Source organism: Streptomyces sp. T028, from assembly GCF_048159505.1.
Lineage (GTDB): Bacteria > Actinomycetota > Actinomycetes > Streptomycetales > Streptomycetaceae > Streptomyces.
The window spans coordinates 12,789-37,429 of record NZ_JBLRVZ010000053.1 but is presented as its reverse complement, the minus strand read 5'-3'; the positions used below and the strand labels follow the sequence as shown (position 1 = coordinate 37,429).

The following is a 24,641-nucleotide window of genomic DNA, read 5'->3' as shown; positions in this document are numbered from 1 at the left end:
GGGGGGGCGCCCCGCCACGAGGTGTCGATGCCACGGGACTGTCGTCAGCCCGTGATCACCTCGTCCTTCGCGAGACTCTCGGTCCGTGAAGTGACGGTGCTGCTCAGGGACTTCGCCGTGGTGGAGACCCCGGACGCGTCGGCACCCGCCTCCTCGGCCTGCGCGGCGAGGGAGTCAAGGGCGTCGAGGGCGTACCCCGAGGCGTAGAACTCCTGGTACAGCTTCTTGTAAGCCGCGTGATACGCGTCGTCGAAGGCGTCTGTCTCCAGGAACCGTTCCTTGAGGAGGTTGCCGCCCATGCCGCCGCCTCCGCCGCGCGGGTTGCCGGTGTCCGCCGTGTCTCCGCCCTGCCGGCCGTCCTCCTGACCGCCCTCCGGAGCTTGCGGCATCCCGGACGGCATCCCGGACGGCATCCCGGACGGCATCCCGGACGGCATGCCCGCCGGTGCGCCCGAGGGCTCAGTGGCACCTTCCGGAGTTCCCTGCGCCGCTCCCTGTGCCGCTCCGTCCTGTGCGGTGCCACCCGGCATCATGCCGCCACCGCCGCCTCCGCCCATGCTCGTGCTGTCGTCGGGCCCGGTGTCGGTGCTGCCGCTGAAGGTCAGGTTGAAGTCCCAGCCGAGGACGGAGAACTTCTTGGTGCCGAGGTCGTACCAGAGCACGTAGTTCTTGCCCGGTCCGGCCATGTCGTCGAAGTTCATGATCAGGTTCTGCGTCGCCACGTACTCCGAGAAGGACTCCACGTCGACATACTGGTCGAGGTTCTCGGCGAACTCCTCGTCCGACGCCTGGTTGACCCACTTCAGGAGCTTCATCACCGGCGAGAGGTCCTGACTGCCCTTGAGGTTGAGCTGCTTGAAGGACTCCTCGTAGTCGGTGGGGTCGTCTCCCACGTAGTCGAAACTGCTGCCCGCCCGGGCCTTGTACGCCACACCCGTCGTGCCGAGTTCCGCGTCGACGTAGTCCTTGCTCGGGTTCTCGACCATGAGCCGGGTCGCGACCGGACGGTTGTTGACCTTCACCGAGGTGAAGGCGAACTTCTCCGCGGTCTGACCGGACTTCCTCATCAGGGACAGCGACAGGGCCTCGTTCAGCGGCAGGGACTCGTCGACTCCGGGGCGCAGCGAGATCTCGCGGTGGCCCTCGTAGGCACGGCCCTCGACGTACTCGTCGATGCTGATGAGCCAGGGCAGTTCCTCGGGCTTGTCGGCGGAGAGGCTGACCTGCGTCATACCGCCACCGCCACCGCCACCGCCACCGAAACCGCCAACGCCGCCACCGGCCCCGGCTTCCATGCCGCCGCCGTCCTGCGGAGCCTGCTGCTGACCGCCGTTCTGCTCGGTCCGCCCTTCGGTGTTCTGCTCCGGAGCTCCGTCCTGACCGCCTGGAAAGCCGCCCTGACCGCCGCCCATGCCGCCGCCCTGGCCGTCGTTGCGCAGGCTCATGAGCGTGGAGTTGCCCTTGAGGCGGATACCGACGTCGTTCAGGTACACGCCGTCGATGGTGAGGTCGGCCTTGATGTACTCCTTTTCGCCCTCGTCCTGGAACTTCTCCATCATGTCGGCGAAGTCGGTCTCGCTGTACTCGAGTTGGATCGAATGCGTCCGCGAGTCGTCGAACAGGTCGGCCGGCCCCGTGACGTTCTCCGTGATCTCGTCCCCGTCCGCCGTGGAGGCACTGGTGACGAACGGGGTGACGCGTACGTCGCCGAAGAAGACCAGCAGAACCGACATCCCCACGGCGAGGAACCCGGCCGGCTTCCAGTGCCGGCGCAGCCGCACCGGGAGGTGGTGCGCCAGCCGCTTGCGGGGGGCGGTCATCAGAGGTCCGTCTGGTCGTAACCGGTCAGCACGGTCACGCGCTGCCCCATGGTGCGCTCCTGGAGGGCCGCGACCAGCTCACCGGGCTCGTGGCCCTTCTTGATACGAACCGTGTAGAAGACCTCGGTCAGTGTGCCGCCGCGTATCGACTCCGTGCTCACCAGCTCGAACTCCTCGGTGTGGCGCAGCAGGACGTCCTGGATGGCGTGGGTGTGGTCCTCGCCTGCGGGGACCTGGACCTTGACGACCTGACGCTGGACGTTGAGGGCGAACCAGTTGAACTTGCTCATCGCCAGAATGATCAGGGCGATCACGGTGCCGCCGATCGCGGCCAGCGTGTAGAAGCGGGCGCCGCATGCCATGCCGACGGCCATCGCCAGGAAGATGAAGCCGACGTCCCTGGTCTCCTTGACGGCGTTGCGGAAGCGGACCACGGACAACGCGCCGACCAGGGAGAAGGCACGGGCCAGGTTGGAGCCGACGACCAGCATGATCAGCGCGACGATCATGCCGACGATGACCAGCGTCTGCACGTAGGACTGGCTGTAGGAGACGTTCCTGTGCGTGGCCCGGTAGACGTAGCCGATCATCGTGGAGAGCACGAAGGACAGCGTCATGGCGAGCACGATGTCGGTGACGCTGAACGTGCCGCTCAGGTCCTGCAGATCGAGATTCACGAGTGGGATGCCTCCGTGGAGCGATGCGCGGTGGGGGACGAGGGCGCGGGAATGGTGGGGGTGAGGACGGGCGCCGGCGGGAGGTCTTCCCCCCGGACGTGGAAGACGGACCTGGGGGCACGTCCGAACGCCTCGACGCTCTGGACGTACTTGGAGACCCGGACCAGGCTCAGGTTGCGCTTCGCCGCAAGGTCGGTGATCCAGTACGGGGTGCGCTCGTTGACCTTGATCTCCATCACCGACATGTGCGGCGGGATGATGAACCGGTTCTCGGGGTTCGGCGTGCCGAAGTGGAAGTCCCGGTCACGGCCGCGGATACGGCGGTCGAAGGTGACGCGCAGTCCCGTGTCCTGGTCGCGGCCGACCAGCGCCTCACGCTGGTAGCCGGTGATGGCGGTGGGCTGGAGGTTGAGCCTGACCACGAGCTCCAGAACCTCGTTGACGAAGGCGTTCTCCTTCGCGGAGTGCTCGATCAGCTCCCGCTCGTCGCACAGCTTCCGGGCCGTGGCGTACGGCAGGGTGATACGGCGCTTCTGGGTGACCCGGTTGACCCGCTGCTTGATCTCCACACAGACCGAGGACTCGTCGGTGACGCCGTCCAGGTCGCCGTAGTGGCGGATGCGCAGTTTGCGGCGGAACTTCAGGCCTTCGATCTTCTCCCAGTAGAAGCGGAGTTGCGGTGTGTCGTAGTACAGGCTCCACACGCCGTAGCCACCCACGGGGCTGTGCAGGTCGCGGTCCATCCGCTCACCGAGTTCGTCCCGGATCTGCGCCGCCTGCTCCACCGGCACCAGGTACTTGAGTTCATACCGGTTGAAGGCGTGGAGTCTGCTGGCCACGTGCAGAGCCTCTACGGGCGTTTCGTTGCCGTCGGTCCTGCCGTCGGTTATGCCGTCGGTCCTGCCGTCGTCCCGGAGGCGGCGTTTCAACCAGCCAGTCATGACGTCCCTTCAGATGGTCGGCGATCACCCCTTCAGTAAGTAACAGGTAAGAAATGAGAGACGGCTGAGGGACTTATATGAACGTCGTTAGTACGGACATTGAATTTGAGGTAAACGAAAGGGGAATGTCATGGAATACGTCACATCCGGGATCTCAGCACGTCGACCTCACAGCCCGGCTTGAAGGGGTCGAAGCCCAGCTCGATCAGCGGGCGAACGATCAGCAGGCTTCGCAACGACCACCACGCGTGGATCACGTCGAGGTCGATTTCGGTGCCATAGCCGGCGATGACGTCGTCGAGGTGCTCCTCATGTCCGAGCGTGAAGGTCGCGAGGTCGTACAGGGCATCACCCTGGCCCGCCTCGGACCAGTCGATGATGCCCGTGACCTCGTCGCCGTCGACGAAGACGTGCGCGATCTGCAGGTCGCCATGCGTGAACGCCGGAGTCCACGGCCGGAGCGCGGCCTCGGCGACCTGACGATTGCGGGTGACCAGGTCGGCGGGCAGGACGCCGTTCGTCACGAGCAACTCGCACTCGTCGTCGAGTTCCGCCGCCAACGCGACGATGCCCCTGCCGGCCCGGCCCGGCCCGGCCCGGCCCGGCCAGGTCGGCAGCGGCGCGTCGTGCAGCTTCCGGATGGAGGCGCCCGCCGCGGCCCACGCCGCCGGCGACCCGGTCGACGGCCCACCGAGGCGCCCAAGCGTCGTCCCCGGGAGCGCGGCGGTCGCGAGCACGGGCGGCTCGCGCCACAGGACCTTGGGGGTCGGGACCGGCGCGAGGGACATCGCCTCGACCTCGACGTCGATGCGCGCCTGATCGGCGTCCACCTTCAGGAACACGTCGCCGACGCGCAGAGTCGCGCGCTCGGAATGGGCGACGACGACCTCGACCTCATCCATGGGCGACCAGTATCCCGGGGATGTTCGCCGACGTCGCCGGGTTTGTCGCGTGCGACGGTCGCGGGGTTCTTGCCGGATTCGAGGGCGCCGATGTCTGGTGCATCGCGCGGCTGCCTGTGTGCGCCGTCGTTGGTGGTAACGATGCTGTGGTTCGCCTGCCTGGTCGGAGGTTCCCCGAGGTGCTGATGCAGGGCGACTCCCTTCACATCCTTCGTGGTGATCTGGCCGAGGTGATGGAGGCGTGCGAGCGTGGCGATCTGGCTGAGGCCCGGGACTCTGCCAGCCCCACCATGATCAATCCCGCACACCCCGGCCGCTGGCGTTCGTGAACATCCCCGTAGCGGACCTCGAACGCAGCAAGGCGTTCTTCGCTGATCTCGGGTTCGGTTTCAACCCGAACTTCACCGACGAGACCGCCGCCTGCATGCTGGTCGGCGAGCACGCCTTCGTCATGCTGCTCACCCGTGAGAAGTTCGCGGAGTTCGCGAAACTGCCGATGGCCGATCCCACCACGCACGCGCTGGCGCTGGCCCCGAGACGGTCGCGGCCTCCAGGCAGGACGCCGACGCCCCGGCCTGACCCACCACCGCGCTCCGGGAAGGGGCCGTCACGCAGGCCTGGGAGAGGGCTGTTGCCCTTTTTTGTTCAGCTAGCGTGGGCGCATGGTTCATCTTGAGCAGCCGCGGTTGTCCGGGCTGGGGCGGAACCCGGCTGCTCCGGCGGACGTCCTGGTACGCCTGGCGACGCACAAGGCCGGCCGCCACGGGCTGTCGCTGCGCAAGGGGCGGCTGCCGGACGTGGTGGTCGAGGCCCTGCTGATCCACGGCGGCAGGGATTCGGCGGTGCTCCTGCGCGGAGGCCGAGTCTCGCCGGCGATGCGCCGCCGGATCGCCGAGCATCCCGACCCGGCGATCCGCGACGCCCACGCGGACTTCGTCCGGACCATGGTGGAGCGCGGGGCATCGCTGGGTATCGAGAATCTGGTCGAGGCCTACGGCCGGCCACCAGCGGAACTTGCCGTCGCCTCGGATCCCAAGCTGCGCGCGATGGTCGCGGAGGCATGGCAGGACCGGCCGATGGCCGTGCAGTCGGCGCTGCTCACCGATCCGGACCCGGGGGTGAGGGCCGCGGCCACCAGGGCAGAGCACCCAGGGGTCCCTCCTGAGCACCATGAGCGCTGCCTCGCCGATCCGGCCGTCCAGGCAAACGTCGCGCGTCGTCTCCCGCTGACGCCAAACCAGTTCGCCCGGCTGCTGGAGACCGGGGACAAGAGCGTGCTGCACGCGGTGGCCGACAACCCGAACCTGACCGCCGACATGGTGGCTCAGCTGCAGGACAGGGCGGACCCGGAGGTGCGCGTCGCGGTGGCCTTCAGCCGTCACGTCACCCCCGAGACCCGGGACCGGCTGCTCGCACTGGTGGAAGCCGAGAAGGCGGCCGGTGGCATCGACGCCTGGGTCGCCCTCGACTGGTCCTCCAACAAGCCGAGCTGGCTGCGGGACGCGCCGCTCGCCGAGCGGTTGACCTACCTCGACTGCCCGCACGCGGTGTTCCGGCAAGTCCTGGCAACCAGTCGGGACCTCCCGGACGAAGCCTGGCAGCGCCTGGACAACGACCCGGACGTCTCCGTCCGCCGTACCGCCGCCCGCCGCCCCGACACACCGCCGCAGGTCCTGCTCCGGCTGCTCCGCGCCCACGGCGACGTTTTCCACATCCGGCCACTGCTGGTGGACCACCCCAACTTCCCGCGCCGGACACTACGCAGCTTCGTGGACGAGCCGGACCCGCAGGTACGCGTGCTCGCTCTGCAGGATCCCAAGCTGCCCGTGACCGAGCTGCGGCGGTTCGCGGAATTCGAGGAGGAATCCCTGCGCGCGGGCGCGGCCAGGCATCCCAACATCACCCCACAACTGCTGGAACGGCTGCTGATGGACCCGGAACCCAAGGTCGCCGACGACGCAGCGGCCAACCCCATGCTGCCGCGGCCCCGGATGGACCGCATCCTCACCGAGGCCGGCCTCTGACGGCCGCGCTGGGTGCGCCTTGGCCGTGGGCCGGACAGCGAAGCAGTAGTCCTCCAGGATCCGGCCGTTGTCGACCTCGCCATGTCCACGCCGCCATCCGCGCGAGTACGACTCGGGCGGAAGGAGTCCTGTAGGTCGTGCCGGCCGTGGACCCGACGCCGGTCAAGGCGGCGGCGGCCTGTCAGTGGCCGGTGGCAGGATCGCCGGCATGGTCTTCGTACGTACCACTCCGCCGCGGCCTGTCGACGTCACCGCAGTTTTTCCTGAGCTGGCTCCGTTGGCGCGTGCGGCGATTCGGCTGCATCCACGTGCCGGGTCGCCCTCGGCACGGGACAGCTCTGTCGGTGGCCCGTTGCTGTGGCCCGCCGAGGAGCCTTGGCCGCACTGCGAAGCCGTGCACCCCGGCACCGGACGGAGCAAGTCACCGGCGGAGATACGCCTCGACAGGCGCCGACGAGCCCGACTCCACCGTGATCCCCGAGGTCCTCACTCCACGCCGGAGGAGACGGCGATCCAGCACCGCAACGACGCGACGTTCATGGAACGACTCGAAGCCGGCCCTCCCTGGCCCGCGGAGAGCCCGGTCCCCATGCTGCCCGTCGCCCAGCTGTACGTGCGCGATGTCCCTCTCCTGCGGCCGCCCGGGAAAGCCGACGTGCTCCAAGTGCTGTGGTGTCCCTACGACCACGCACCGTACGCCAAGCCCGCGACTGCGCTGTTCTGGCGATCCGCGGCCGATGTCGACGAGGTCCTGGCTCTGCCGCCGGACCCGTACGAGGCGGACTGGGACGGCTACGTGCCGGAGCCCTGTCGACTGGCACCAGAAGCGATCACCGAGTATCCCCACAGCCTCGATCTCAGCCCGGAGATGCGGCTGATGGTGGGGGACTGGACCAGATGGCAGGCCGCCGACGCCGGCGTGGACAGCTCGTACGCGAGCGATCCGGCGGAGTTCTACGACTGCAATCTGGCAAACGCTCCCGGCTGGAAGGCCGGCGGCTGGCCCCCGTGGGGCCGCACCGACCCCAACCCCCGATACTGCGGTGTCTGCGAGGTACAGATGGTCCCACTGCTGACCGTTGCCTCCTTCGAATGGGACTACGACAAACGCGGCTGGGCGCCGTACGAGGACGAAGCCGCCGCCCATGCCGCCGGTCATCGCGCCGGGCAGAACCCTGCGCAGCCGACCAAGGTGGAAGTCGGCAGCACCGACAACATGCAGCTCTACGTCTGCCCGGCTTCCCCCGAGCATCCGCACACCGACCTGATCCAATGAGCCGGCGGCCTGGCGGCGGCCACGCGCAGCGCCAGGGGAAGGCCGCCGGGCGACGTGGCAGGCCACCGCGCGGCGGCGACCGGCCAGCAAGGGTCGTGCCATTGTTGAACCCGTTGATGACCGGTTGGCGCGAGGGGAACGGCGTGCGGCTGTCGCGGGACATCACCGGGTGGGCGTTCACGGTGGAGGTGGACGGTGTCCGGCATGCCGGACTGGCGGTAGGACTGGCCGGCATCAGCCCGTTCACCGCCGGTGACGGGGCCGGAGGCAGCCTGTTCACCCGCGCGAACGGCTGGTGGGGTCTCCCGGTGCTCCTCTCGCTGAACGAACTGCCCGTCGGCCACCCTGTCGATCACAGGTGGTGTGTCACGCAGGACGACGGAGGCGTGCTGTCCGTCCTCGGCCCGGACGGCGCGTACTTTGCGCACGACCTCCGCCTGGAAGAGCCGCCGGGCTGGCGGGACACGGCGACCGCCTCGGGTTCGGTCATGCTGGTCGTCTCCCACGTGCTGCCTGCCATGGATGATCCGGTCGGCGCGCTCGACTTCGAAACGCGGCGGGGGATGGTGTGTGCCGGCCCCGTGCGCTTCGGCGAGCCGGGCTACGAACCGCGTGACGAGGAGGACGGCGCGCCGACGGTCAGGTTCCTCATCGACCCGGTCGGCACGCTGATGGAGCTGGCACATTACGCGTGCGACCGGATCCTGTCCTTGTCCCAGGCGAAGCGACAGGCGCGCGAACTGGAGCGGACGCGACAGGCCCTGGCGGAACACACGGACCAAGCGCTGCCCGCCGAGGCGATGGTGGAACTGCTGTTCCGGGACGAGTTCCTCGACCATCGCGGTCCGGTCGAGTTCATGTACGTCTACTGGAGGCTGGTCGCCGAGGTCGCCGACGCCTGCGGGGCGGAGGCCGCCTGGCGGGACGCGGCGCTCCGCAGCGTCGAGTCGGCCGTCGACCTGGTGGCGGACCGGTGCGATCGCGCGGTGTTCGAGGAAGCCGACGCGGTGGTGTCACGGCTGATCGACGAGTTGCCCGATCCCGCCGAACTGGAAGCCGGGTTGCTGGCCGCCGCCCGGTTGCGGATGGCCACCCGGGGAGCGGAGGACCTCGCCGCCGACCACTACGCCCGCGGGATGCGCACCGTGTGGTCCGCGCGACTGGACGCGGACCTGTACCGCACATGGTTCACCGACGAGGAGCCCTTCCAGGCCGAGTCCCACCGGCTGGTGGCGGAGGCGGGACACCTGGTGGTGCGCGCGCTGGAGGTGGACGGCGGGACGCGAAAGCCCCGGCTCCTGGCGTCGTTGGCGCAGATCCTCGCAGACGAGGAGGGAGTTCACCGGGATGCCGCCGACGCCGCGCTGTCGGCATGGCTCGACTCGTCCACCGCCGACGATCCGGATGTCGCCCTGTTCCTGCTCAGGGTGGTGGACGGGGTTCCCCCGGACCTGGTCGACGGGTTGCCCAGGGCGGTGTTCGGGTCGCCCTTGGCCGATTTCGTCGCCGCCCATGGCAGCAACGTAACCGCGAAGGTGATCAGTCAGGGTGTCAACCTGGCCCGGGAGCACGCCGACCGGCCGCTGCTGCGCACCGTGCTGGACTGGGCAGAGCAGCTCGGCGTCCGCTGGGACCCCGCCCACCGCAGGCAGTTGACCGAGGCACGGCTCCACGTGCTGCCCGACGACCCCACCGACTGCCCGGGTCCCGACCATCCGCTCACGGCGTCGTTCCCGCAGTCTCCGCAGTCCCCGCAGTCTCCGCAGTCCCCGCAGTCCCCGCAGTCCTGGACTCCGAAGCAGCGGTCGGCGGCGCTGCTGCATACGGCCGCACACGCCCGCGACCTGCGCCAGCCGGCGCTGGGGCTGACCCTCCTGAGGCAGGCGGGCGACGTATCGAGCGAAGAAGCCAGGCTGCTGACGGCGGATCTGTACTACCAGTCGGCCCAGGCGGGCGAGCCGGTCGCCGGCCCTGTCCCGTTCCCGTGGGGTTACTACATGTACGCGGCACTCGGCTACGCGTCGCTCGGCTTCGAGGAACTGGCGCGGGCGAGCCTGGTGCCGTTCGTGCAGCAGGTGGGCAACCTCCACGGCGAAGAACTCAAGGCGGCACTGTCCGCGATCATCGTGGATGTGCCGAACTTCGACACGAGCCGCGCGCCCGACCTCGGCGGGGTACTGCGCGATCTCGTGCACTCGGCGGTCTGGCAGCTCACCGCGGAATCCGAGACACTGCCGCTGGGGCTGATGCTCGGTCTGCACCAGGCGGGCAAGGGACCGGAGCTGGGCGCATGGTGGCGGATCGACGGTCCGCTCGCGCTGCCCGCGCACATCCAGCACCTGCTCGGCAAGCTCCGCGACCTGGAGGAACCCGCCGCCTCCCACGGTGCGTCCGGCGCGTCGCCGCACCTGCTGAACGCACTGGACTCCGACCGCCGTCCCGGCGGCCACGACCCCCGGCAGATCGCCCGGAACGTGCGGTGGCGCATCTCGTCGCTCATCGACGACGAGCTGAGTCGCCGCTCGGCACCGCTCGTCGACGACCAGCACCTCTGGGCGAAGACGCACGAGCTGCTGGACGACCGGACCGTACTGCTGACCTGGTTCCTGCCCGCCGCTGTGAACGGCGCGGCCGTGCTTCTCGCTGTCACCAGGCAGGGCCGGGAGCTCGTCGTGCACCTGGGCGACGGCGCGGACGACAACCATGACCGGCACCCGGTGGCGGACCGGGTCGAGGCGATCCGGACGGAGGTCGAACGCGACCCGCTGTTCGGCGACGTGACGCCGGAAGGCGGCCGACTGCTGCGGCAGCCGGGCGACCTGCCGCTAGGCGGCAGCGAAATGTGGGACAGGTGGCGGGCCCAGGGCAAGGACCGGATCCTGGCCTGGCCGCACGGCGCGCTGCACTACCTGCCGCTACCGCTGTGCCGCACCGGGGACCGGATGATCGCCGACGACTGGACGGTCACCACCATCGCCGGCCTCGAAGCCCTGACGCCCCCCGCAGGCCCCGTACGGCCGCGCCGCGCCGCGGTGCTGGCCTCCGCCGACGGCGGCGTGCCCTACGGGCTGCACGCCGAACCGGCGCTGGAGGAGCACGCGCGGAACGTCGCCCACGCGGTCGGCGCGGACGCCGTCACCGGGCCCGCGGCCACGCGTGACAGGTTGCTCGCCGAACTGGCCACGGCGGACGTGGTCCACATCGCCGTACACGGGACGCTGGACCAGGACGCGCCCTGGATGCACTGCCTCTACCTCACCCCTGACCGTGACGACGACGGCCGGGTCTTCGCCTACGACTTCCTGGAGGTCGACCTGCGCGGTGTCCGCCTGGTCACTCTCGCCGCGTGCGAGTCCGCGCTGGGCCGATTCGACCGCGCGGACAACGTCCGTGGCATCCCGTCGGCACTGATCACCGCCGGTGCTCAGGCCGTCGTCGGGTGTCTGTGGCCCGTACGCCCGGAGCCGGCCACGTACTTCTACCACCACATGCACCATCGGATCGCGCACGGCACGGACCCGGAGCGCGCCTACCGCGAGGCCCACCTCGCCACCCGCGCCCGGCATCCCCACTACCGTGACTGGGGAGCGTTCACCTACCTGCAGGGACGGAGCAAGGGAGCCGTGGCATGACCGAGGTCCGGTTGCACGATGTCGAACTCGTGCCGGAGCACACGCTCGGCGGCCCCGCCGACGACGAGCCGCTGCGCGGCAGGCTCACCTTCGGCTGGGACGTGCTGCCCGCCGACCACGAGGGCGTGCCCGCTCAGTGGGCGTCCTACGTCAAGGCGACGCCCGACCGTGAGTTCCGGCAACTGCTGATGGTGTGCTCGTTCCGTCCGGAGACGCCGGCCGGCAAAGGCGCGTTCCGCCACGCCTCCCTGGGGGTGGCACTGTCCACACCGGACGGCCGGGCACGGCCCGTCGCGCGGCTGATCGACCCCGGCGAGCGCACCCGTCCGGTCGTCGGCTCCGGCATGGGCATGAGCTTCACGGTCAAGGCAGGTCTGCTGGATGTGGGTGTGGAGAAGCCGCCGGGTGCGGGGCCGGAGAGGGACGAGTGGATCGTCCGCGGCCACGGCGCGTCCCAGCCGAACCCGCAGTGGGAGTTCCGCCGAGTCAAGAGTTTCCCGTTGGTCGGCGACCACCCGGTGGCCGCGCTGGTGGAACTCGTGCCCGACCGGCTGAACACGGCGGAGGTGCTGATGGCGGCAGAACTGGAGCACCGCAGCTGGGGGATCCGGCGCTACCGGGCACGGCTCGCACCGTCGCCGCACGCCATCGTGCTGGCCGGGTGACCCCGCCACATCCGCAGCGGATTGCGCGGATCATCACGATGAGGGTGAGGACCGGCGAGGCCGGTGGCGGCTGGTGGGTCTTGGCCGTCGGCAACCGCCGCGACGTCCACCGCCGGGTTCCGTAGAACTCCGCATGCCGGCCCGTTGGGCGATGTGCGGCAGATCAACTCCCCGTCCGCTCACGCGAGCGGCCCCGGACGAGGCGCCCGAGGCCGACCAAAGCGCCTCCCTGGGGGAGAAACCCAAGGCCAGCGGCGTTATACGTGGTGCCCCCGGCAGGATTCGAATGCCTCACGGGGGCGGGTGTTTGCGTCAGCGCACGTCGACGAAGTCCCCCGCCGATTTCAGCGCCGCCGTCGTGCTGGTGCCGGCGAAGCTCCAGCGCCAGTAGCCGTCGGAGGCGGCCTTGACGCTCGCCTTCAGCCTGCCCGTCGTGTCGCTCGTCACGGTCTTGACCGTGGTGTACGTCGTGCTCCCCTTGGGGCGGAACTGAAGCCGGACGGGCTGCCCCGTGTAGCCCGCGTACGTGTACTTGTCCCAGTTGGCGCGTGCCAGCTTGCCCGTGACGGTGATCGTTTTGCCCTTGGCGACCGGCTCGGGTGCCGCGTCGACGCTGAGCGTGGAGCGCCGCTTCACGGGATGGGTTCCGTAGACATCGCCGTAGTGGTCACCGTCCTTGGAGTTGAGCTCGACGTATACGTCCCAGGGACCCGCGAGCGTGTTGCGGGGGAGGTCGATGTCACGCTCGAGCTTGACGGTGAGCTTGCAGGTGGACGTCGTGGCGCTGCTCGCGGTGCACTGGGGAACGCCGTGGTAGGACCAGTATTCGCCGTCCTTGTCCCGCTCGATCTGCAGGAACCCGCCGTTCTTGATCCCCGAGTCGTCGGAGGCGGTCACCGAGATGGTGAACGACTCCGTCCGGGACGTGCCGAAGACAATGGACTTGCCGCCGTTCACAGACACCTTTTTGATCACGACGTCGGTCTCCACCGCGTGGGCGGACGGAACGGCGAGCACGGTGCCGCACAGGGCGAGGGCGCCGGTGAGAACGGAGCTTACGGAAGCTGAACGCATGAATCCCCACATTGTTGGGCCGGCTGGCAACCATGGATCCCCCCAGGTCACCGGCGCGGCAGGTGGCGTGAGAATACGACACCGCGGCAGCTGACCCCGCAGCAGCCTGTTCGGGTTTGCACGCTCGCCCGGAGCCACCGGCCGAGAGACAGGTTGAATCGTGACGTCGTCGGACTGGGCCGCTTTCCCCGTGATTCCCCGCCCGACTTGGAGGGCAGGACAGCCGGCGTCCGCCGGTCCCAGGCCGAGTTGCGGGACGGTCGACTCTTCGACAAGGCGCCGAAGCCCGCCGCGCCGGCATCCGCGCCGTGACGGGCACGTCTTCGTCGGCCCACGGGGCGGCCAGCTCCGGCGGACCAACTTCCGGGACGACTGGATCGCGGCCAGGGAGGCCGCAGGTGTCACGTCGGAGCTGCACTTCCGCGATCTCCGGCACACCGGCAGGACGAGCTGATGACCCGCATGGGCCACAGCAGTTCTCGCGCCGCGCTGATCCATCAGCACATGACCGGTGACCGTGACCGGGCCATCGCCGACCGGCCAGGGACCATGATCCGAGAGGGTGGGGGAGGGGCCTCCGGTCTTGGAGACAGGTAATCGCCTTGCTGCCGTGGCCGAAGCTGGCGATGCTGGCCAGATGCCAGGGCAGCGCAAAAGAAGGCGTCATCGACAGGACGAGGCGCAGCGGGCTGCTGCTCGCTTCGCGCCTGATGCGGGCCGCTGGGAGGTGCTTTTCGAAACCCAGGACGAGTCGGACTGGAACGCTCACATCCGCCGTCTCCGAGCGTCGGGCGCCCAGATCGACTGGTCGGCGGTGCGGGTGGACAGGCTCTGTGGGCGCCAGACGGGAACGACCACGTTTCGGCTGGGCCTCTTCGTACCGAAGGGCGCGCTCCATCCGGACCAGGACTCCGCCATGTAGTGGCGCGTGTGGCACGGCGTCGAACACGACGAAGGGCCAGCCCGGGAGGTAACCCTCTTGAGCTGGCCCTTTTGCTGTGCCCCCGGCAGGATTCGAACCTGCGACACCCGCTTTAGGAGTTTCCCCGGGCGGGGCTGTGACCTGCGGAAACGTCCACCGCGTGGTGCCTGGCCTGGGAAAATACCCCTCCGTAGCTCTCACGTGTTCACGGGGTTTCCCGGCCTGAACTGTGCTGCTTCCGTTCCGCGTGGGTACCGATTGGACGGCATGGAGTCCAGGCTTGGTTCGGTGGTCGCGTTACGGATCCACTCTGTCGGCTGCGCCGGACCGACAACCAGCGTCCGGGGTGCGGCGACGGCTCCTCAGTTACATGCACAGCCCTGTGGGATGCCAAGGCGTGAGCCCCGTGCCGGTGCTCGTGAAAGGGCCTGTCGTTCTTGAAGGTGGCGGCGAGGTTCGGCGGGAGGATCGCGCCGTCGAGGTCGCCGGAGGGCAGTCGGGTGGCGCGTACGCCGTCGTTCTCGACGATCGCAATGGTCACCTTCTTGACCTTCGGCGCTCCGCCCCAGTGGTCGGGGTCGGCCTTGAAGGTGAGCTTCTCGCCCTTGCTCCAGCCGGCGAGGACGTACGGGCCGGTGCCGATCGGCAGGACCGTACGGCCCGCGAAGGGCGCGTAGGGGTACTTGAGGGTGAAGACGACCTTGTCGTCGCCGTCCGCGCGCACCTCCTTGATCGCGTCGAGTTCGCTGCGGGAGGTGTTGTTCGTGCCGGGGGCGAGGATCGTCTTGTACGTGAACACCACGTCGGCTGAGGTAAGCGGCTCGCCGTCGCTGAACTTCACGTCGTCGCGGAGGGGGTAGGTGTACGTGAGGCCGTTGTCGGCGACCTCGGGGAGCGCCTTCGCCAGCGCGGGCGTCAGCTTCAAGGTCGCGTCGCGGGCGAGCAGACCGTCGAAGATCTTGGAGTTGCCGTCCTTGGCGTAGCCGAGCAGGGGGGCTGAGGGTGTCCGGCTCCGAGCCACGCCGATCACCACGGAGTCGGCGGCGCATCCTTCGGCCGATCCGCCGCCTGGGGCCGAGCACGCGGCGACACCGGTGATCAATGCCGCCGCGACCGCGGCTCCTCGTATCCGTCGGGTCGTCATGAGCCCCACCCCTATTGCGGTGGAGATGTTCACCGGCTCAACCCGCCTCACACGCTGAGCGCCGCCCGCACCGTCTGCTCCGCGCCCGTTCCGCCCTCGCCGGAGGAGGTGACGCGGCCCGCTTCCAGGACGTAGTAGTGCTGGGCGGCCCGCATGGCGAAGCCGACGTGCTGTTCGACGAGGAGGACGGACAGGCCCCCTCGGCGGGCGAGGGTGAGGATCGTCTCCTCGATCTCGGCGACGACGGACGGCTGGATGCCCTCGGTCGGTTCGTCGAGGAGGAGCAGCCGGGGGCGCGTGACCAGGGCGCGGGCGAGGGCGAGTTGCTGGCGCTGGCCGCCGGAGAGCAGTCCGGCGCGGCGGCCGGACAGTTCGCGCAGGACGGGGAAGAGGTCCAGCGCCTCGGCCACGGCCGTCTTGCCGTCGGGGCGGCCGTCGGCGACGAGTTGGAGGTTCTCGGCGGTGGTGAGGTGAGGGAAGGACTGCTGGCCCTGCGGGACGTAGGCCATGCCGCGGGTGACCCGCTGGTGGGGGGCGAGGCGGGTGATGTCCTCGCCGTCGAGCAGGATCGTGCCTCCGGTCGGCTTGATCAGGCCCATGGCGGCGCGCAGGAGGGTGCTCTTGCCGGCGCCGTTGTGGCCGAGGACGGCCGCCACGCCGTCCTTCGGGACTGCGACGGTCACGCCGTGCAGCACGGTGGTGCGGTCGTAGCCCGCGCGGACGGTGTTGATCTCCAGCATCGACGTCACGTCACGCCTCCTCGGCGACAGCGGCAGGGGTGGGCGTGGGCTCGTGCTCGGGCTCGGAGGCGCGGCCGAGGTAGACCTCCTGGACCCGGGCGTCGGCCTGGACTTCGGCGACGGATCCCTCGCTGAGGACCTTGCCGGCGTGCAGAACGCTGACGCTGCGGGCGAAGGAGCGCATGAAGTCCATGTCGTGCTCGATGACGACGACCGTGTGGTCCTCGCTCACCCGCTGCAACAGCTCTCCGGTGGCCTCGCGTTCGTCGTGGCTCATGCCGGCGACGGGCTCGTCGAGCAGCAGCAGCTTCACGTCCTGGACCAGCAGCATGCCGATCTCCAGCCACTGCTTCTGGCCGTGGGCGAGCACTCCGGCGGGGCGGTCGCGGAGGTCGGTCAGGCCGGTGGTCTCCAGCGCCTTGGTCACCGCCTCCGGTACGTCCTTGCGGCGCCGCAGCATGGTCCAGACGCCGCGTCCGGCACCGGCCGCGATGTCGAGGTTCTGCAGGACGGTCAGTTCCTCGAAGACGGTGGCCGTCTGGAAGGTGCGGCCGATGCCCCTGCGGGCGATCTTGTGGACCGGCTTGCCGAGGAGTTCCTCGCCGCCGAAACGGGCCGAGCCGGTGGCCTTCACCAGGCCGGTGACGGCGTCGACCAGGGTGGTCTTGCCGGCGCCGTTCGGGCCGATGAGGAAGCGCAGATCGCCGGGATGGATGTCCAGGTCGACGCCGTCGACGGCCGTGAAGCCGTCGAACGTCACCCGCAGGTCGCGGACGGTCAGTCCGTCGCCGCTCATGCTGTCTCTCCCGTCGTACGAGTATCGGAACGGCGCCTGCGCACCAGTACCGCCGCGGACGCCAGGCCGCCGGGCAGGAAGCCCACCGCCACGACGAACAGCAGGCCCTGGAGGTACGTCCACGCGGCGGGGACGGCGTCCGAGAGGGTGCTCTGCGCCCAGGCCACGGCGATCGCGCCGAGCACCGCGCCCACCAGTGAGGCCCGGCCGCCGACCGCCGCGCCGATGACGAAGCCGATGGACGGCACGATCCCGATCAGCGCCGGGGAGATGATCCCCACGGCCGGCACGAAGAGGGCTCCGGCCAGACCCGCCATGCCGGCCGCGAGGACGTACGCGACGAGCTTGACGTTGGCCGGGTCGTAGCCGAGGAAGCGAACCCGTTCCTCGGAGTCGCGTACCGCGACGAGGAGTTCGCCGTAGCGGCTGACGAACAGCTGGCGGGCGGCAGCCATCAGCAGCAGCAGGACGGCGGCGATGAGGAAGTACACCGTGCGCTGGTTGACGGGGTCGTCGAGCGAGTAGCCGAAGAAACCCTGGATGTCGGTCAGGCCGTTGGTGCCGCCGGTGGTGGCCTGCTGGCCGACCAGCCAGATGGACAGGGCGGCCGCCAGGGCCTGGCTCAGGATCGCGAAGTAGGCGCCCTTCACCCGACGGCGGAAAACGAAGAAGCCGAGCAGGGCGGCGACGGCCATGGGCAGCAGCACGGTCATGGCGAGGGCGAACGCCGGGTTGGCGAACGGTTTCCACCACCAGGGCAGGGCGTCGCCGGTGCCGTAGAGCTGCATGAAGTCGGGGAGGGTCTCGCCGATCGCGGCGGCGTCGGTGAGCTTGAGATGCATGGCCATGGCGTAGCCGCCGAGGCCGAAGAAGACGCCCTGGCCGAGCACCATGAGCCCGCCGCGGCCCCAGGCGAGGCTGACGCCGACGGCCACGATCGCGTAGCACAGGTACTTCGCGAGGAGGGAGAGGCGGAAGTCGGAGAGGGCGAGCGGAGCCACGCCGAGGAGGAGGACGGCGCCGAGGGCGAAGGCGCCGGGGACGCGGAGGCGTTCCAGCGGAGAAACGGGGGTGGCGGTCGTCATGCCAGGCTCCGGGTGCGCAGTGTGTACAGGCCCTGGGGTCGCCACTGGAGGAAGGCGACGATCGCCACGAGCACGATGACCTTCGCGACGCTGACGGTCGTGGAGTATTCGAGGACGGACTGGAGGACCCCGAGCGCGAACGCGGTGATCACGCTGCCCTTGAGCTGTCCGATGCCGCCCACGACGACGACCAGGAAGGCGTCGACGATGTAGTTGGTGCCCATCGTCGGGCCGATCGGGCCGACCAGGGTGAGGGCCACGCCTGCCACGCCCGCGAGGCCCGAGCCGATGAGGAAGGTCATGCGGTCGACCTGGCCGGTGGCGATGCCGGACACCTCGGCGAGGTCGCGGTTCTGGACGACGGCTCGGACCCGTCGGCCGAGCGGGGTGAGCCGCAGGATGAGGGTGAGGGCGAGGACGCAGAGCAGGGCGAGGCCGAGGATGAACAGGCGGCTGCTGGCGAAGCTGACGCCGCCGCCGAAGGAGATGCTGCCGGTGAGGACGTCCGGGGCGTGGGTCTGCACGTTGGGCGCGCCGAAGACGTCGCGGGCCAGTTGCTGGAGCATCAGGGAGACGCCCCAGGTGACCAGCAGGGTGTCCAGCGGCCGGGTGTACAGGCGCCGGATGAGCAGCCATTCCAGCAGCACGCCCATCGCTCCGGCGACGAGGAAGGCCAGCGGCAGGGCGAGGAGCAGGGAGACGCCGGCGCTGCTGACTGACTTCTGCAGGACGTACGTCGTGTAGGCGCCGGCCATGATGAACTCGCCGTGCGCCATGTTGATCACGCCCATCTGCCCGAAGGTGAGGGTCAGGCCGAGCGCGATGAGCAGGAGGACGGCACCGATGCTGATGCCGGTGAACGACTGGTTGAGGATGACCGTCATGGAGCGGCTCCGGGTCGGGGACGGGGGTGCGGGCGTGGGACGGGACCCGGCCCGCGGTGGGCCGGGTCCGTGCGCGTGCGGTCCGGCTCAGGAGAGGCTGGAGGCCCAGTCGTAGCCCTTGAGGTAGGGGTCGGGCTTGATGGGGCTGCCCGAGTTCCAGACCTCCTCGATGAGTCCGTCGGAGCCGACCTTGCCGATCCGGGCGGTCTTGTGGACGTGCTGGCTCGCGCCGTCGACGGTGACCTTGCCCTCGGGGGCGTCGAGCGTGATGCCGTCCGAGGCGGCCTTCACCTTCGCCACGTCGAAGGAGCCGGCCTTCTCGACCATCTCCTTCCACAGGTAGACGGAGATGTAGGCGGCCTCCATCGGGTCGCTGGTCGGTTTGTCCTTGCCGTACTCGGCCTGGTAGGCCGCCACGAACTTCTTGTTCGCCTCGCCCGGGGTGGTCTCGTAGTAGTTCCAGGCGGTCAACTGGCCGTCCAGGTACTGGGTGCCGATGCTCTTCACCTCTTCCTCGGCGATGGAGACCGACAGGACCGGCATGCTCTTCGCGGTGAGCCCCGCGGACTTGTACTCCTTGAAGAAGGCCACGTTGCTGTCGCCGTTGAGGGTGTTGAACACGGCGTCGGCACCCGAGTCCTTGACCTTGTTGACGATGGTGCCGAACTCGGTGGAGCCGAGCGGCGCGTAGTCCTCGCCGACCACCGTCATTCCCTTGGCTTTCGCGTACGCCTTGATGATCTTGTTGGCGGTGCGCGGGAAGACGTAGTCACTACCGACCAGATAAAGCTTGGTCAGGCCCTGCTTCTTGAGATAGTCGAGGGCGGGCACGATCTGCTGGTTGGTGGTGGCGCCGATGTAGAAGATGTACGGCGACTCCTCCAGTCCCTCGTACTGGACGGGGTAGAAGAGCAGCGACTTGTACCGCTCGAAGACCGGCTTGACGGCCTTGCGGCTGGCCGAGGTCCAGCAGCCGAAGGTGGCCGCGACCTTGTCGTCCTTGATGAGGGCCTCGGCCTTCTCCGCGAAGGTCGGCCAGTCGGAGGCGCCGTCCTGGCTGACGGCCTTGAGCTTCTTGCCGAGCACGCCACCGGCGGCGTTGATCTCCTTGATGGCGAGCAACAGCGCGTTGTGGACGGTGACTTCACTGATGGCCATGGTGCCGGACAGCGAGTTCAGCAGACCGACCTTGACCGTGCTGCCGGAGGTGTCGGCCTTGGCCCCGGAGTCCGACGACGTGTCGCTGCCCGTCTTTGCGCCGCAGGCGCTGAGGGCGGCGGACGCGCCGACGGCCGAGATACCGGCCAACAGGCCGCGTCTGCTGATGCTGAGCCCGGACATACAGAACCTCCATGCCCCGAGGGGGCGGTGCGAAGAGAGCGGAAAGGCGCTGGGGAGGGAAGGGATGAAGCGCGCTTCAGTAGCGGCGGCGTAGACGCACGGATCACCCAGCCGTACCGGGGTGCCGTCCGGGCTGGTCGCTGAAGTGCGTCCACAGCCTGCGAGGGAACTGTTTCCCCTGCGTTTCGGCGCAATTGAAGAACAGTTTCCAGAGGAAGTAAAAATGGAGGAGAAAAAGAAAAAGCCATCACCGAGGACGCCCACCTCGCAGCGTCTCAGCAACGGCAATTAATGTTTCCCGCCGAAAGGATCAGTTTCGCGGACCCGTCTTGTCAAGAGTGCGGTGATCGACGGTAGGCTCCGGTCAACCCCGCCACGGGGAACCGAGGTTGCGAGCGGAGGAGCGCCATGCCGAAGGGCCCCCGGGAACTGCTCCGGCTGCTGACACGGGCCGAGCGACTCTCCGTACGCCGGGTGCAGTCCGTACTGAACGAATTCGACTGCTCCGCGGAAGCGTGGCGGGTCCTGGATCTACTGTCGGACGGGCAGGGCCACAACATGACGGCCCTCGCCGACCACGCCTTCCTGCCGGCACCGAGCCTCACCAAGCTGATGGACCACCTCGTCGACCAGAATCTGGTCTACCGCCGCGTCGATCCCGCCGACCGACGCCGGGTGCTGGCCCATCTCACGCCACGGGGGATGCAGCGGTGGCAGATCCTGGCGCGCGAAGTGCGCACCGACTGGGCGGAACTGGAACCCGGACTGACGGACGGGGAGACGGAGCAACTGCACCTCCTGCTGGACCGGCTCGCCGACGCCCTGGAGCGCACTCGCACGACGGAAGGCCGAGTCACAACAGCTCGTGGGGAGCGCGCAGTTGGGCGAGCACGTTGAAATCAAGACCGTCCGCCTCAGCCAGGTAGATGCGCTGGCGCACATGCCGGTCGTGGAGACGGAGCAGCCCTCGCGGTCCCTCGTAGGAGACGGTCTCGGCGGCGGCTCCGATCGCCGAGACGTCCAGGGTGCGGGCCTGTTCGACGAGCGCCGCCAGCAGCAGCACCCCTTCGTAGCAGGACTCGCCGAGACTGCCCGGGGCGGGCGCCTCGATCCCGAACCGGGCGGAGTACTGGCCATGGAAGTCGAGCGTGTGCTGGTTGGCCAGTGACGCGAAGAACCCGGCCGTGCTGAACAGGTCGCCGGTCGCCTCGGGCCCGCTGGCCATCAGCATGTTCTCGTCCATCAGCGTGCTCAGCCTGAGGCACCGGTGGTCGAGCTCGGAGGCGGCGAAGGCCCGGTTGAAGCGGACCGCGTCGCTGCCGACGAGCAGCATCAGCACGCCGTCCGCGTCCGTGTGCTCGATCCGCCGGAGTACGGCCCGGAAGTCCTCGGTGCCGAGCGGGAGGTACGCCTCACCGCAGACCCGGCCGCGGCTGGCGCGCGCGTAGCGGTGGGCGGCGCGGGCCGTGCGCCGGGGCCAGACGTAGTTGTTGCCGACCACGAACCAGCGGCGCACGCCTCGCGTCTCGGCGAGCAGCCTCATGGCCGGCAGCAACTGCCAGTCGGGGGTCTCGCTCGTCATGAAGACGCCCTCGGTGCGCTCGCCGCCCTCGTACAGGGCCGTGTAGACGTACGGCACCCGGTGGGCGACCCTCGGCGCGACCGCCTCACGGACGGACGAGATGTGCCAACCGGTCACGCCGTGCACGGCCCCGGTCGCGACCAGCGCCTCCACGTCCCGCGCCACGACTTGCGGGTCACGGCCGCCGTCCACCTCGACCAGCCGCAGCTCCTTGCCCAGGACACCGCCCGCCTTGTTGACCTCCTCGGCGGCCAGCCGTGCGCAGGCCTCGCAGGTGGGGCCGAATATTCCGGCAGGCCCCTGCATCGGGTACACGAGCGCGACGTTCAGGACCGAGTCGTCGGCCGTGACCCAGACGGGGTCGTGGAGACGAAGCGGCCGCAGCATGGCCCCATGATTCCGGCACTGCCCTCGATACCCAAACGACAGCCCGGATCGAGACCGATTCGTAGAGTTCGCAGAGAAGGCGGAAGGGCTCCCGCACGTCACGTCCTTGCGGGAGCCCTCCGTTGTGCTGCCTGCCGGTGAAGGTTGAGAAGACGATCACGAGCAGGACATCTGCGGCCGCTCCGGGGTCACGGCGCGAGCAGGTCGTAGACCTGCTCGACGATGAGGTGACCGGAGAGCGGCCTTGAAGTTGGGGAAGGAGCCGAAGGACTCGGCGATCGCGTCCGCGAGCTCGCCGGACCCGTCCTTCTCCGGCGTCGCCGCCGTCGCCGGTCATGCTGTGCCAGTAGATGGAGTGCAGGATGTGCCCGGAGAGGTGGAACGCCAGGTTCTTCTCCAGGCCGTTGATCGAGCCCCCAGGACTCCTTGTCCCGGGCCTCGGCGAGCTGCTCCAGGGTGTCGTTCGCGCCCTTCACGTATGCCGCGTGGTGCTTGTCGTGGTGCAGCTCGATGATCTCGGGGCTGATGACCGGGGCGAGCGCCGCGTAGTCGTAGGGCAGCTCCGGGAGCGTCCGCGGACGGGTCGCAGCCAGGCGCAGACTCACCCGTCCGGGAACCTTCCCTTGTTGCAAGACATTCGCAATAACCTGCACGCAGGACCACGGGGAAAGGCAGTGTTGGTGAGCAGGACCTCGCAGTTGACCCAGCCGGAACGACTGGCGCGCCATGGCCCAGTGCCGGACGACCCCCGCACACTCCTGCAACAGCAAGGGCCGCGCTGCACCGCGAGCCGGCTGCACACCCTGTCCCTGCTGCCCGCGCCGGAGCTTCACCTCTCCGTCGCGCAGGCCTGTGAACGCCTCACCCTGCGGGGCGGAATCATGCACCCCACGACGGTCTACCGGACCCTGAGGTCCTGACGGAGGCCGGCCTGACGCATGCGGTTCACGGCCCCGGCGCGACGCGCTACGGCATCACCGGCACACCGCACCACCGCACTCTGCCAACGGTGCGGTCACGTCACGGCCCTGACGGGCGCTCACCTGACGGAAGCCGCAGGGAGGATCGAGGAGCTGACGGGACTGCGGCCCGACGCCTCGGGATCGCTGCTGATCCCCGAATTCGAACACCCTATGGGACGTTTCCGCAGGCCAGAGAACGTTTACAGTGGGGCGGGTGGGACGCGAACCCACGGCCGACGGACTATGAGTCCGCTGCTCTGCTCTACGACGAATTCACTGACGAGGCAGAGGAGTCCGACGCGGTCGACGCGGAGGCGTCGGACGACGATCAGGCGCTCAGGGCCAGCAGTATGGCGACGCTCATGCCGGACGTCTAAGTCGTGCGCTTGGGACGTCCGTTGTGGACGCTGGCGTGCGTGACTCCGGCAGGTGGTCGAAGAGGACGTTGTGGAGGACGACCGTGGAGCCCTTGTCGGGCTCGAGGGCGCCGATGTGGACGGGGGTGTGCCGCAGCGGCCGTGCGAGCGGGGGCGAAAAGAGGAGGTTTGCCCAGCGTTCCCACGCAGGACGCTGCCTGGCGGCGCGTTCCCATTCGTTCCCATGCAAGGCCAAAAAGCCCCTCAGGGATCACTTCCGAGGGGCCTTTCTGATGCATCGTGCCTGGTCGGGCATGGTGCCCCCGGCAGGATTCGAACCTGCGACACCCGCTCTAGGAGTTTTCCGTGGGCGGGGCTGCGACCTGCGGAGATGCGGGCCACGGGGCGTCTGGCCAAGGAAAACACTCCTCCGCGGTTCTCACGTGTTCAGGGTGCTTCCCGTTCCCATGTGTGCTGAATATGTGCCGGTGGATGCGTTCCGACGAAGGCATGGATCGCTCGGGGGAGCCAGTGAGCGGCCGGAGTGAGGCATGGGCGGCGTCTCGTCAGACCTTCTCGATTCGCACGGAGTGTCCCGCGAGGAGTTGATTCATGTCGTCGGTGTCGGAGGTGAAGACGGTTGCCTGAGCTCCCTGCGCGGCCTCCCGACTCGCCACAGCCGCCAGAATGGCGTCGATGGCGTACTTGTGCCCATGCAGGCCGGCTGCCTTCAGCATGCCGCGCGCCATGGCGATCGTCTGGTCGTCCGTGTGCACGATGCGGATCCGGGACAGTGTCCAGTTCCACAGTGCCTGCTTCGATGTTTCGCGAGGGTCCCATGCCTCCAAGGTCGTGAGCGCCGAGGTGACGATCGGGATGTCGAGCCGCGGAGCCGTCTTGATCAGCGCAGCCATCTCCCGATCGCCCTGGACCGCCTTGGAGAGAGCCTCGGAGTCGAACACGAAGACGCGCTGTCGCGGCCGGTGCAGCTTCGCTCGGGCGGTGCGGCTCACGTGGCCTCGTCCGAGTGTGAGCGCTGCTCGTCATGCCAGCCGTCAATGGCGGCAATACGGTCCAGCGCTGCTTGCTGCTCGTCGTCCGTCACGGCGCCGTGCTCTTCTTCGAGGCGTTCGGCCAACTCGCGCAGTCTGTCCATGGCGTCCTGATGAGCGGCGGCGGCCGCGATGTAGCCGGACACCCCGCGCGCGTCGACGCGCTCCTTGATCGATTCCACCAGCTCTTCCGGCACGGTGATGGTGATCTTCCGAGTTGCCATACTTCAAGTATGTCATGCGCTGCGCGGCGTGGCCCGCTCTTCTCGGAGAAGTCGTACGCGATCCTGCTGACCGATGCTGACCCGTCGATGGCCGAGGCGGCGGCGCGCCTCGTGCCGTGCGCTCACGGACCACGAGATGGCGCCGACATCCACCG

General features: G+C 69.0%; 21 protein-coding genes and 2 pseudogenes. 8 read left to right on the top strand and 15 right to left on the bottom strand.

Features of this window, described 5'->3' with window-relative positions; translation table 11 throughout:
- Positions 1-44: 44 nt before the first annotated feature.
- From ACLZN2_RS41605 to ACLZN2_RS41590, 4 genes are all read right to left on the bottom strand, one after another.
- Positions 45-1,820 (bottom strand): CotH kinase family protein, encoded by a 1,776-nt coding sequence (locus ACLZN2_RS41605; RefSeq protein WP_416984925.1) that lies wholly within the window; start codon positions 1,818-1,820, stop codon positions 45-47.
- On the bottom strand, positions 1,820-2,497 hold the full coding sequence (locus ACLZN2_RS41600; RefSeq protein ID WP_416984924.1) for a DUF4956 domain-containing protein: 678 nt from the start codon (positions 2,495-2,497) through the stop codon (positions 1,820-1,822). Before ACLZN2_RS41600 ends, ACLZN2_RS41605 begins: the two co-directional genes overlap by 1 nt.
- Complete coding sequence (locus ACLZN2_RS41595; RefSeq protein WP_416984923.1) at positions 2,494-3,438, bottom strand: polyphosphate polymerase domain-containing protein; 945 nt, start codon at positions 3,436-3,438, stop codon at positions 2,494-2,496. Before ACLZN2_RS41595 ends, ACLZN2_RS41600 begins: the two co-directional genes overlap by 4 nt.
- Before the next feature lie 140 nt (positions 3,439-3,578).
- Positions 3,579-4,340, bottom strand: coding sequence for a phosphotransferase family protein (locus ACLZN2_RS41590; RefSeq protein ID WP_416984922.1), 762 nt, complete (start codon positions 4,338-4,340; stop codon positions 3,579-3,581).
- A 20-nt stretch (positions 4,341-4,360) separates the two neighbouring features.
- Here ACLZN2_RS41590 and ACLZN2_RS41585 point away from each other — a divergent pair, with 20 nt between their 5' ends.
- The 6 genes from ACLZN2_RS41585 (at position 4,361) to ACLZN2_RS41560 (ending at position 11,937) form a co-directional block, all read left to right on the top strand.
- On the top strand, positions 4,361-4,669 hold the full coding sequence (locus ACLZN2_RS41585) for a DUF6959 family protein (RefSeq protein WP_416984920.1): 309 nt from the start codon (positions 4,361-4,363) through the stop codon (positions 4,667-4,669).
- Entirely contained in the window at positions 4,666-5,016 is a 351-nt protein-coding gene (locus tag ACLZN2_RS41580) for a VOC family protein (RefSeq protein ID WP_416984919.1), read from the top strand. The genes ACLZN2_RS41585 and ACLZN2_RS41580 overlap by 4 nt, the downstream gene beginning before the upstream one ends.
- Positions 5,003-6,364 carry a hypothetical protein gene (locus tag ACLZN2_RS41575; protein WP_416984918.1) on the top strand — a complete coding sequence of 454 codons (1,362 nt, stop codon included), beginning with the start codon at positions 5,003-5,005 and terminating at the stop codon, positions 6,362-6,364. The genes ACLZN2_RS41580 and ACLZN2_RS41575 overlap by 14 nt, the downstream gene beginning before the upstream one ends.
- 208 nt (positions 6,365-6,572) lie before the next feature.
- Positions 6,573-7,640 carry a hypothetical protein gene (locus ACLZN2_RS41570; RefSeq protein WP_416984916.1) on the top strand — a complete coding sequence of 356 codons (1,068 nt, stop codon included), beginning with the start codon at positions 6,573-6,575 and terminating at the stop codon, positions 7,638-7,640.
- Between the two features lie 116 nt (positions 7,641-7,756).
- On the top strand, positions 7,757-11,272 hold the full coding sequence (locus ACLZN2_RS41565; RefSeq protein ID WP_416984915.1) for a CHAT domain-containing protein: 3,516 nt from the start codon (positions 7,757-7,759) through the stop codon (positions 11,270-11,272).
- Positions 11,269-11,937, top strand: a complete 669-nt coding sequence (locus tag ACLZN2_RS41560) for a hypothetical protein (protein ID WP_416984914.1) — start codon at positions 11,269-11,271, stop codon at positions 11,935-11,937. The genes ACLZN2_RS41565 and ACLZN2_RS41560 overlap by 4 nt, the downstream gene beginning before the upstream one ends.
- Before the next feature lie 312 nt (positions 11,938-12,249).
- Here the strand turns inward: ACLZN2_RS41560 and ACLZN2_RS41555 are convergent, their stop codons facing one another.
- The 7 genes and pseudogenes from ACLZN2_RS41555 to urtA all read right to left on the bottom strand — a co-directional run bounded on the left by ACLZN2_RS41555 (position 12,250) and on the right by urtA (position 19,923).
- A complete protein-coding gene (locus ACLZN2_RS41555; protein ID WP_416984912.1) occupies positions 12,250-13,011 on the bottom strand; it encodes a hypothetical protein in 762 nt (253 codons plus the stop codon).
- A 1,352-nt stretch (positions 13,012-14,363) separates the two neighbouring features.
- Positions 14,364-15,077 (bottom strand): annotated as a pseudogene (locus ACLZN2_RS41550) (ABC transporter substrate-binding protein); the annotation flags it as partial.
- A gap of 47 nt (positions 15,078-15,124) precedes the next feature.
- On the bottom strand, positions 15,125-15,817 hold the full coding sequence (urtE, locus tag ACLZN2_RS41545; protein WP_416984983.1) for an urea ABC transporter ATP-binding subunit UrtE: 693 nt from the start codon (positions 15,815-15,817) through the stop codon (positions 15,125-15,127).
- A gap of 10 nt (positions 15,818-15,827) precedes the next feature.
- Complete coding sequence (gene urtD, locus ACLZN2_RS41540) at positions 15,828-16,613, bottom strand: urea ABC transporter ATP-binding protein UrtD (RefSeq protein WP_416984911.1); 786 nt, start codon at positions 16,611-16,613, stop codon at positions 15,828-15,830.
- The gene (gene urtC / locus ACLZN2_RS41535; RefSeq protein WP_416984910.1) at positions 16,610-17,698 is read right to left on the bottom strand and encodes an urea ABC transporter permease subunit UrtC; all 1,089 of its coding nucleotides are present in this window, start codon (positions 17,696-17,698) and stop codon (positions 16,610-16,612) included. Before urtC ends, urtD begins: the two co-directional genes overlap by 4 nt.
- The gene (urtB, locus tag ACLZN2_RS41530; RefSeq protein WP_416984908.1) at positions 17,695-18,582 is read right to left on the bottom strand and encodes an urea ABC transporter permease subunit UrtB; all 888 of its coding nucleotides are present in this window, start codon (positions 18,580-18,582) and stop codon (positions 17,695-17,697) included. The genes urtC and urtB overlap by 4 nt, the downstream gene beginning before the upstream one ends.
- Before the next feature lie 87 nt (positions 18,583-18,669).
- Complete coding sequence (gene urtA, locus ACLZN2_RS41525; protein ID WP_416984907.1) at positions 18,670-19,923, bottom strand: urea ABC transporter substrate-binding protein; 1,254 nt, start codon at positions 19,921-19,923, stop codon at positions 18,670-18,672.
- 408 nt (positions 19,924-20,331) lie between these two features.
- Here urtA and ACLZN2_RS41520 point away from each other — a divergent pair, with 408 nt between their 5' ends.
- Positions 20,332-20,820, top strand: a complete 489-nt coding sequence (locus tag ACLZN2_RS41520) for a MarR family winged helix-turn-helix transcriptional regulator (protein ID WP_416984906.1) — start codon at positions 20,332-20,334, stop codon at positions 20,818-20,820.
- Here the strand turns inward: ACLZN2_RS41520 and ACLZN2_RS41515 are convergent.
- Both ACLZN2_RS41515 and ACLZN2_RS41510 read right to left on the bottom strand, forming a co-directional pair.
- Positions 20,777-21,892 (bottom strand): substrate-binding domain-containing protein, encoded by a 1,116-nt coding sequence (locus tag ACLZN2_RS41515; protein WP_416984905.1) that lies wholly within the window; start codon positions 21,890-21,892, stop codon positions 20,777-20,779. The two genes, ACLZN2_RS41520 and ACLZN2_RS41515, sit on opposite strands and share 44 nt — an antisense overlap.
- A gap of 234 nt (positions 21,893-22,126) precedes the next feature.
- Positions 22,127-22,485, bottom strand: a pseudogene (locus ACLZN2_RS41510) (superoxide dismutase); the annotation flags it as partial.
- An 87-nt stretch (positions 22,486-22,572) separates the two neighbouring features.
- Between ACLZN2_RS41510 and ACLZN2_RS41505 the strand changes: the two are divergent.
- Positions 22,573-22,812, top strand: coding sequence for a hypothetical protein (locus ACLZN2_RS41505; protein WP_416984903.1), 240 nt, complete (start codon positions 22,573-22,575; stop codon positions 22,810-22,812).
- A gap of 964 nt (positions 22,813-23,776) precedes the next feature.
- Here the strand turns inward: ACLZN2_RS41505 and ACLZN2_RS41500 are convergent.
- Positions 23,777-24,223, bottom strand: coding sequence for a hypothetical protein (locus ACLZN2_RS41500; RefSeq protein ID WP_416984902.1), 447 nt, complete (start codon positions 24,221-24,223; stop codon positions 23,777-23,779).
- Entirely contained in the window at positions 24,220-24,486 is a 267-nt protein-coding gene (locus tag ACLZN2_RS41495; protein WP_416984901.1) for a hypothetical protein, read from the bottom strand. The genes ACLZN2_RS41500 and ACLZN2_RS41495 overlap by 4 nt, the downstream gene beginning before the upstream one ends.
- Positions 24,487-24,641: the final 155 nt, after the last annotated feature.

Coding starts and splice junctions, on each gene's coding strand:
- ACLZN2_RS41605 (WP_416984925.1), bottom strand. CDS start 1,820: ATGACCGCCCCCCGCAAGCGGCTGGCGCACCACCTCCCGGTGCGGCTG.
- ACLZN2_RS41595 (WP_416984923.1), bottom strand. CDS start 3,438: ATGACTGGCTGGTTGAAACGCCGCCTCCGGGACGACGGCAGGACCGAC.
- ACLZN2_RS41590 (WP_416984922.1), bottom strand. CDS start 4,340: ATGGATGAGGTCGAGGTCGTCGTCGCCCATTCCGAGCGCGCGACTCTG.
- ACLZN2_RS41585 (WP_416984920.1), top strand. CDS start 4,361: ATGTTCGCCGACGTCGCCGGGTTTGTCGCGTGCGACGGTCGCGGGGTT.
- ACLZN2_RS41575 (WP_416984918.1), top strand. CDS start 5,003: ATGGTTCATCTTGAGCAGCCGCGGTTGTCCGGGCTGGGGCGGAACCCG.
- ACLZN2_RS41570 (WP_416984916.1), top strand. CDS start 6,573: ATGGTCTTCGTACGTACCACTCCGCCGCGGCCTGTCGACGTCACCGCA.
- ACLZN2_RS41565 (WP_416984915.1), top strand. CDS start 7,757: ATGACCGGTTGGCGCGAGGGGAACGGCGTGCGGCTGTCGCGGGACATC.
- ACLZN2_RS41560 (WP_416984914.1), top strand. CDS start 11,269: ATGACCGAGGTCCGGTTGCACGATGTCGAACTCGTGCCGGAGCACACG.
- ACLZN2_RS41555 (WP_416984912.1), bottom strand. CDS start 13,011: ATGCGTTCAGCTTCCGTAAGCTCCGTTCTCACCGGCGCCCTCGCCCTG.
- urtE (WP_416984983.1), bottom strand. CDS start 15,817: ATGCTGGAGATCAACACCGTCCGCGCGGGCTACGACCGCACCACCGTG.
- urtD (WP_416984911.1), bottom strand. CDS start 16,613: ATGAGCGGCGACGGACTGACCGTCCGCGACCTGCGGGTGACGTTCGAC.
- urtC (WP_416984910.1), bottom strand. CDS start 17,698: ATGACGACCGCCACCCCCGTTTCTCCGCTGGAACGCCTCCGCGTCCCC.
- urtB (WP_416984908.1), bottom strand. CDS start 18,582: ATGACGGTCATCCTCAACCAGTCGTTCACCGGCATCAGCATCGGTGCC.
- urtA (WP_416984907.1), bottom strand. CDS start 19,923: ATGTCCGGGCTCAGCATCAGCAGACGCGGCCTGTTGGCCGGTATCTCG.
- ACLZN2_RS41520 (WP_416984906.1), top strand. CDS start 20,332: ATGCCGAAGGGCCCCCGGGAACTGCTCCGGCTGCTGACACGGGCCGAG.
- ACLZN2_RS41515 (WP_416984905.1), bottom strand. CDS start 21,892: ATGCTGCGGCCGCTTCGTCTCCACGACCCCGTCTGGGTCACGGCCGAC.
- ACLZN2_RS41495 (WP_416984901.1), bottom strand. CDS start 24,486: ATGGCAACTCGGAAGATCACCATCACCGTGCCGGAAGAGCTGGTGGAA.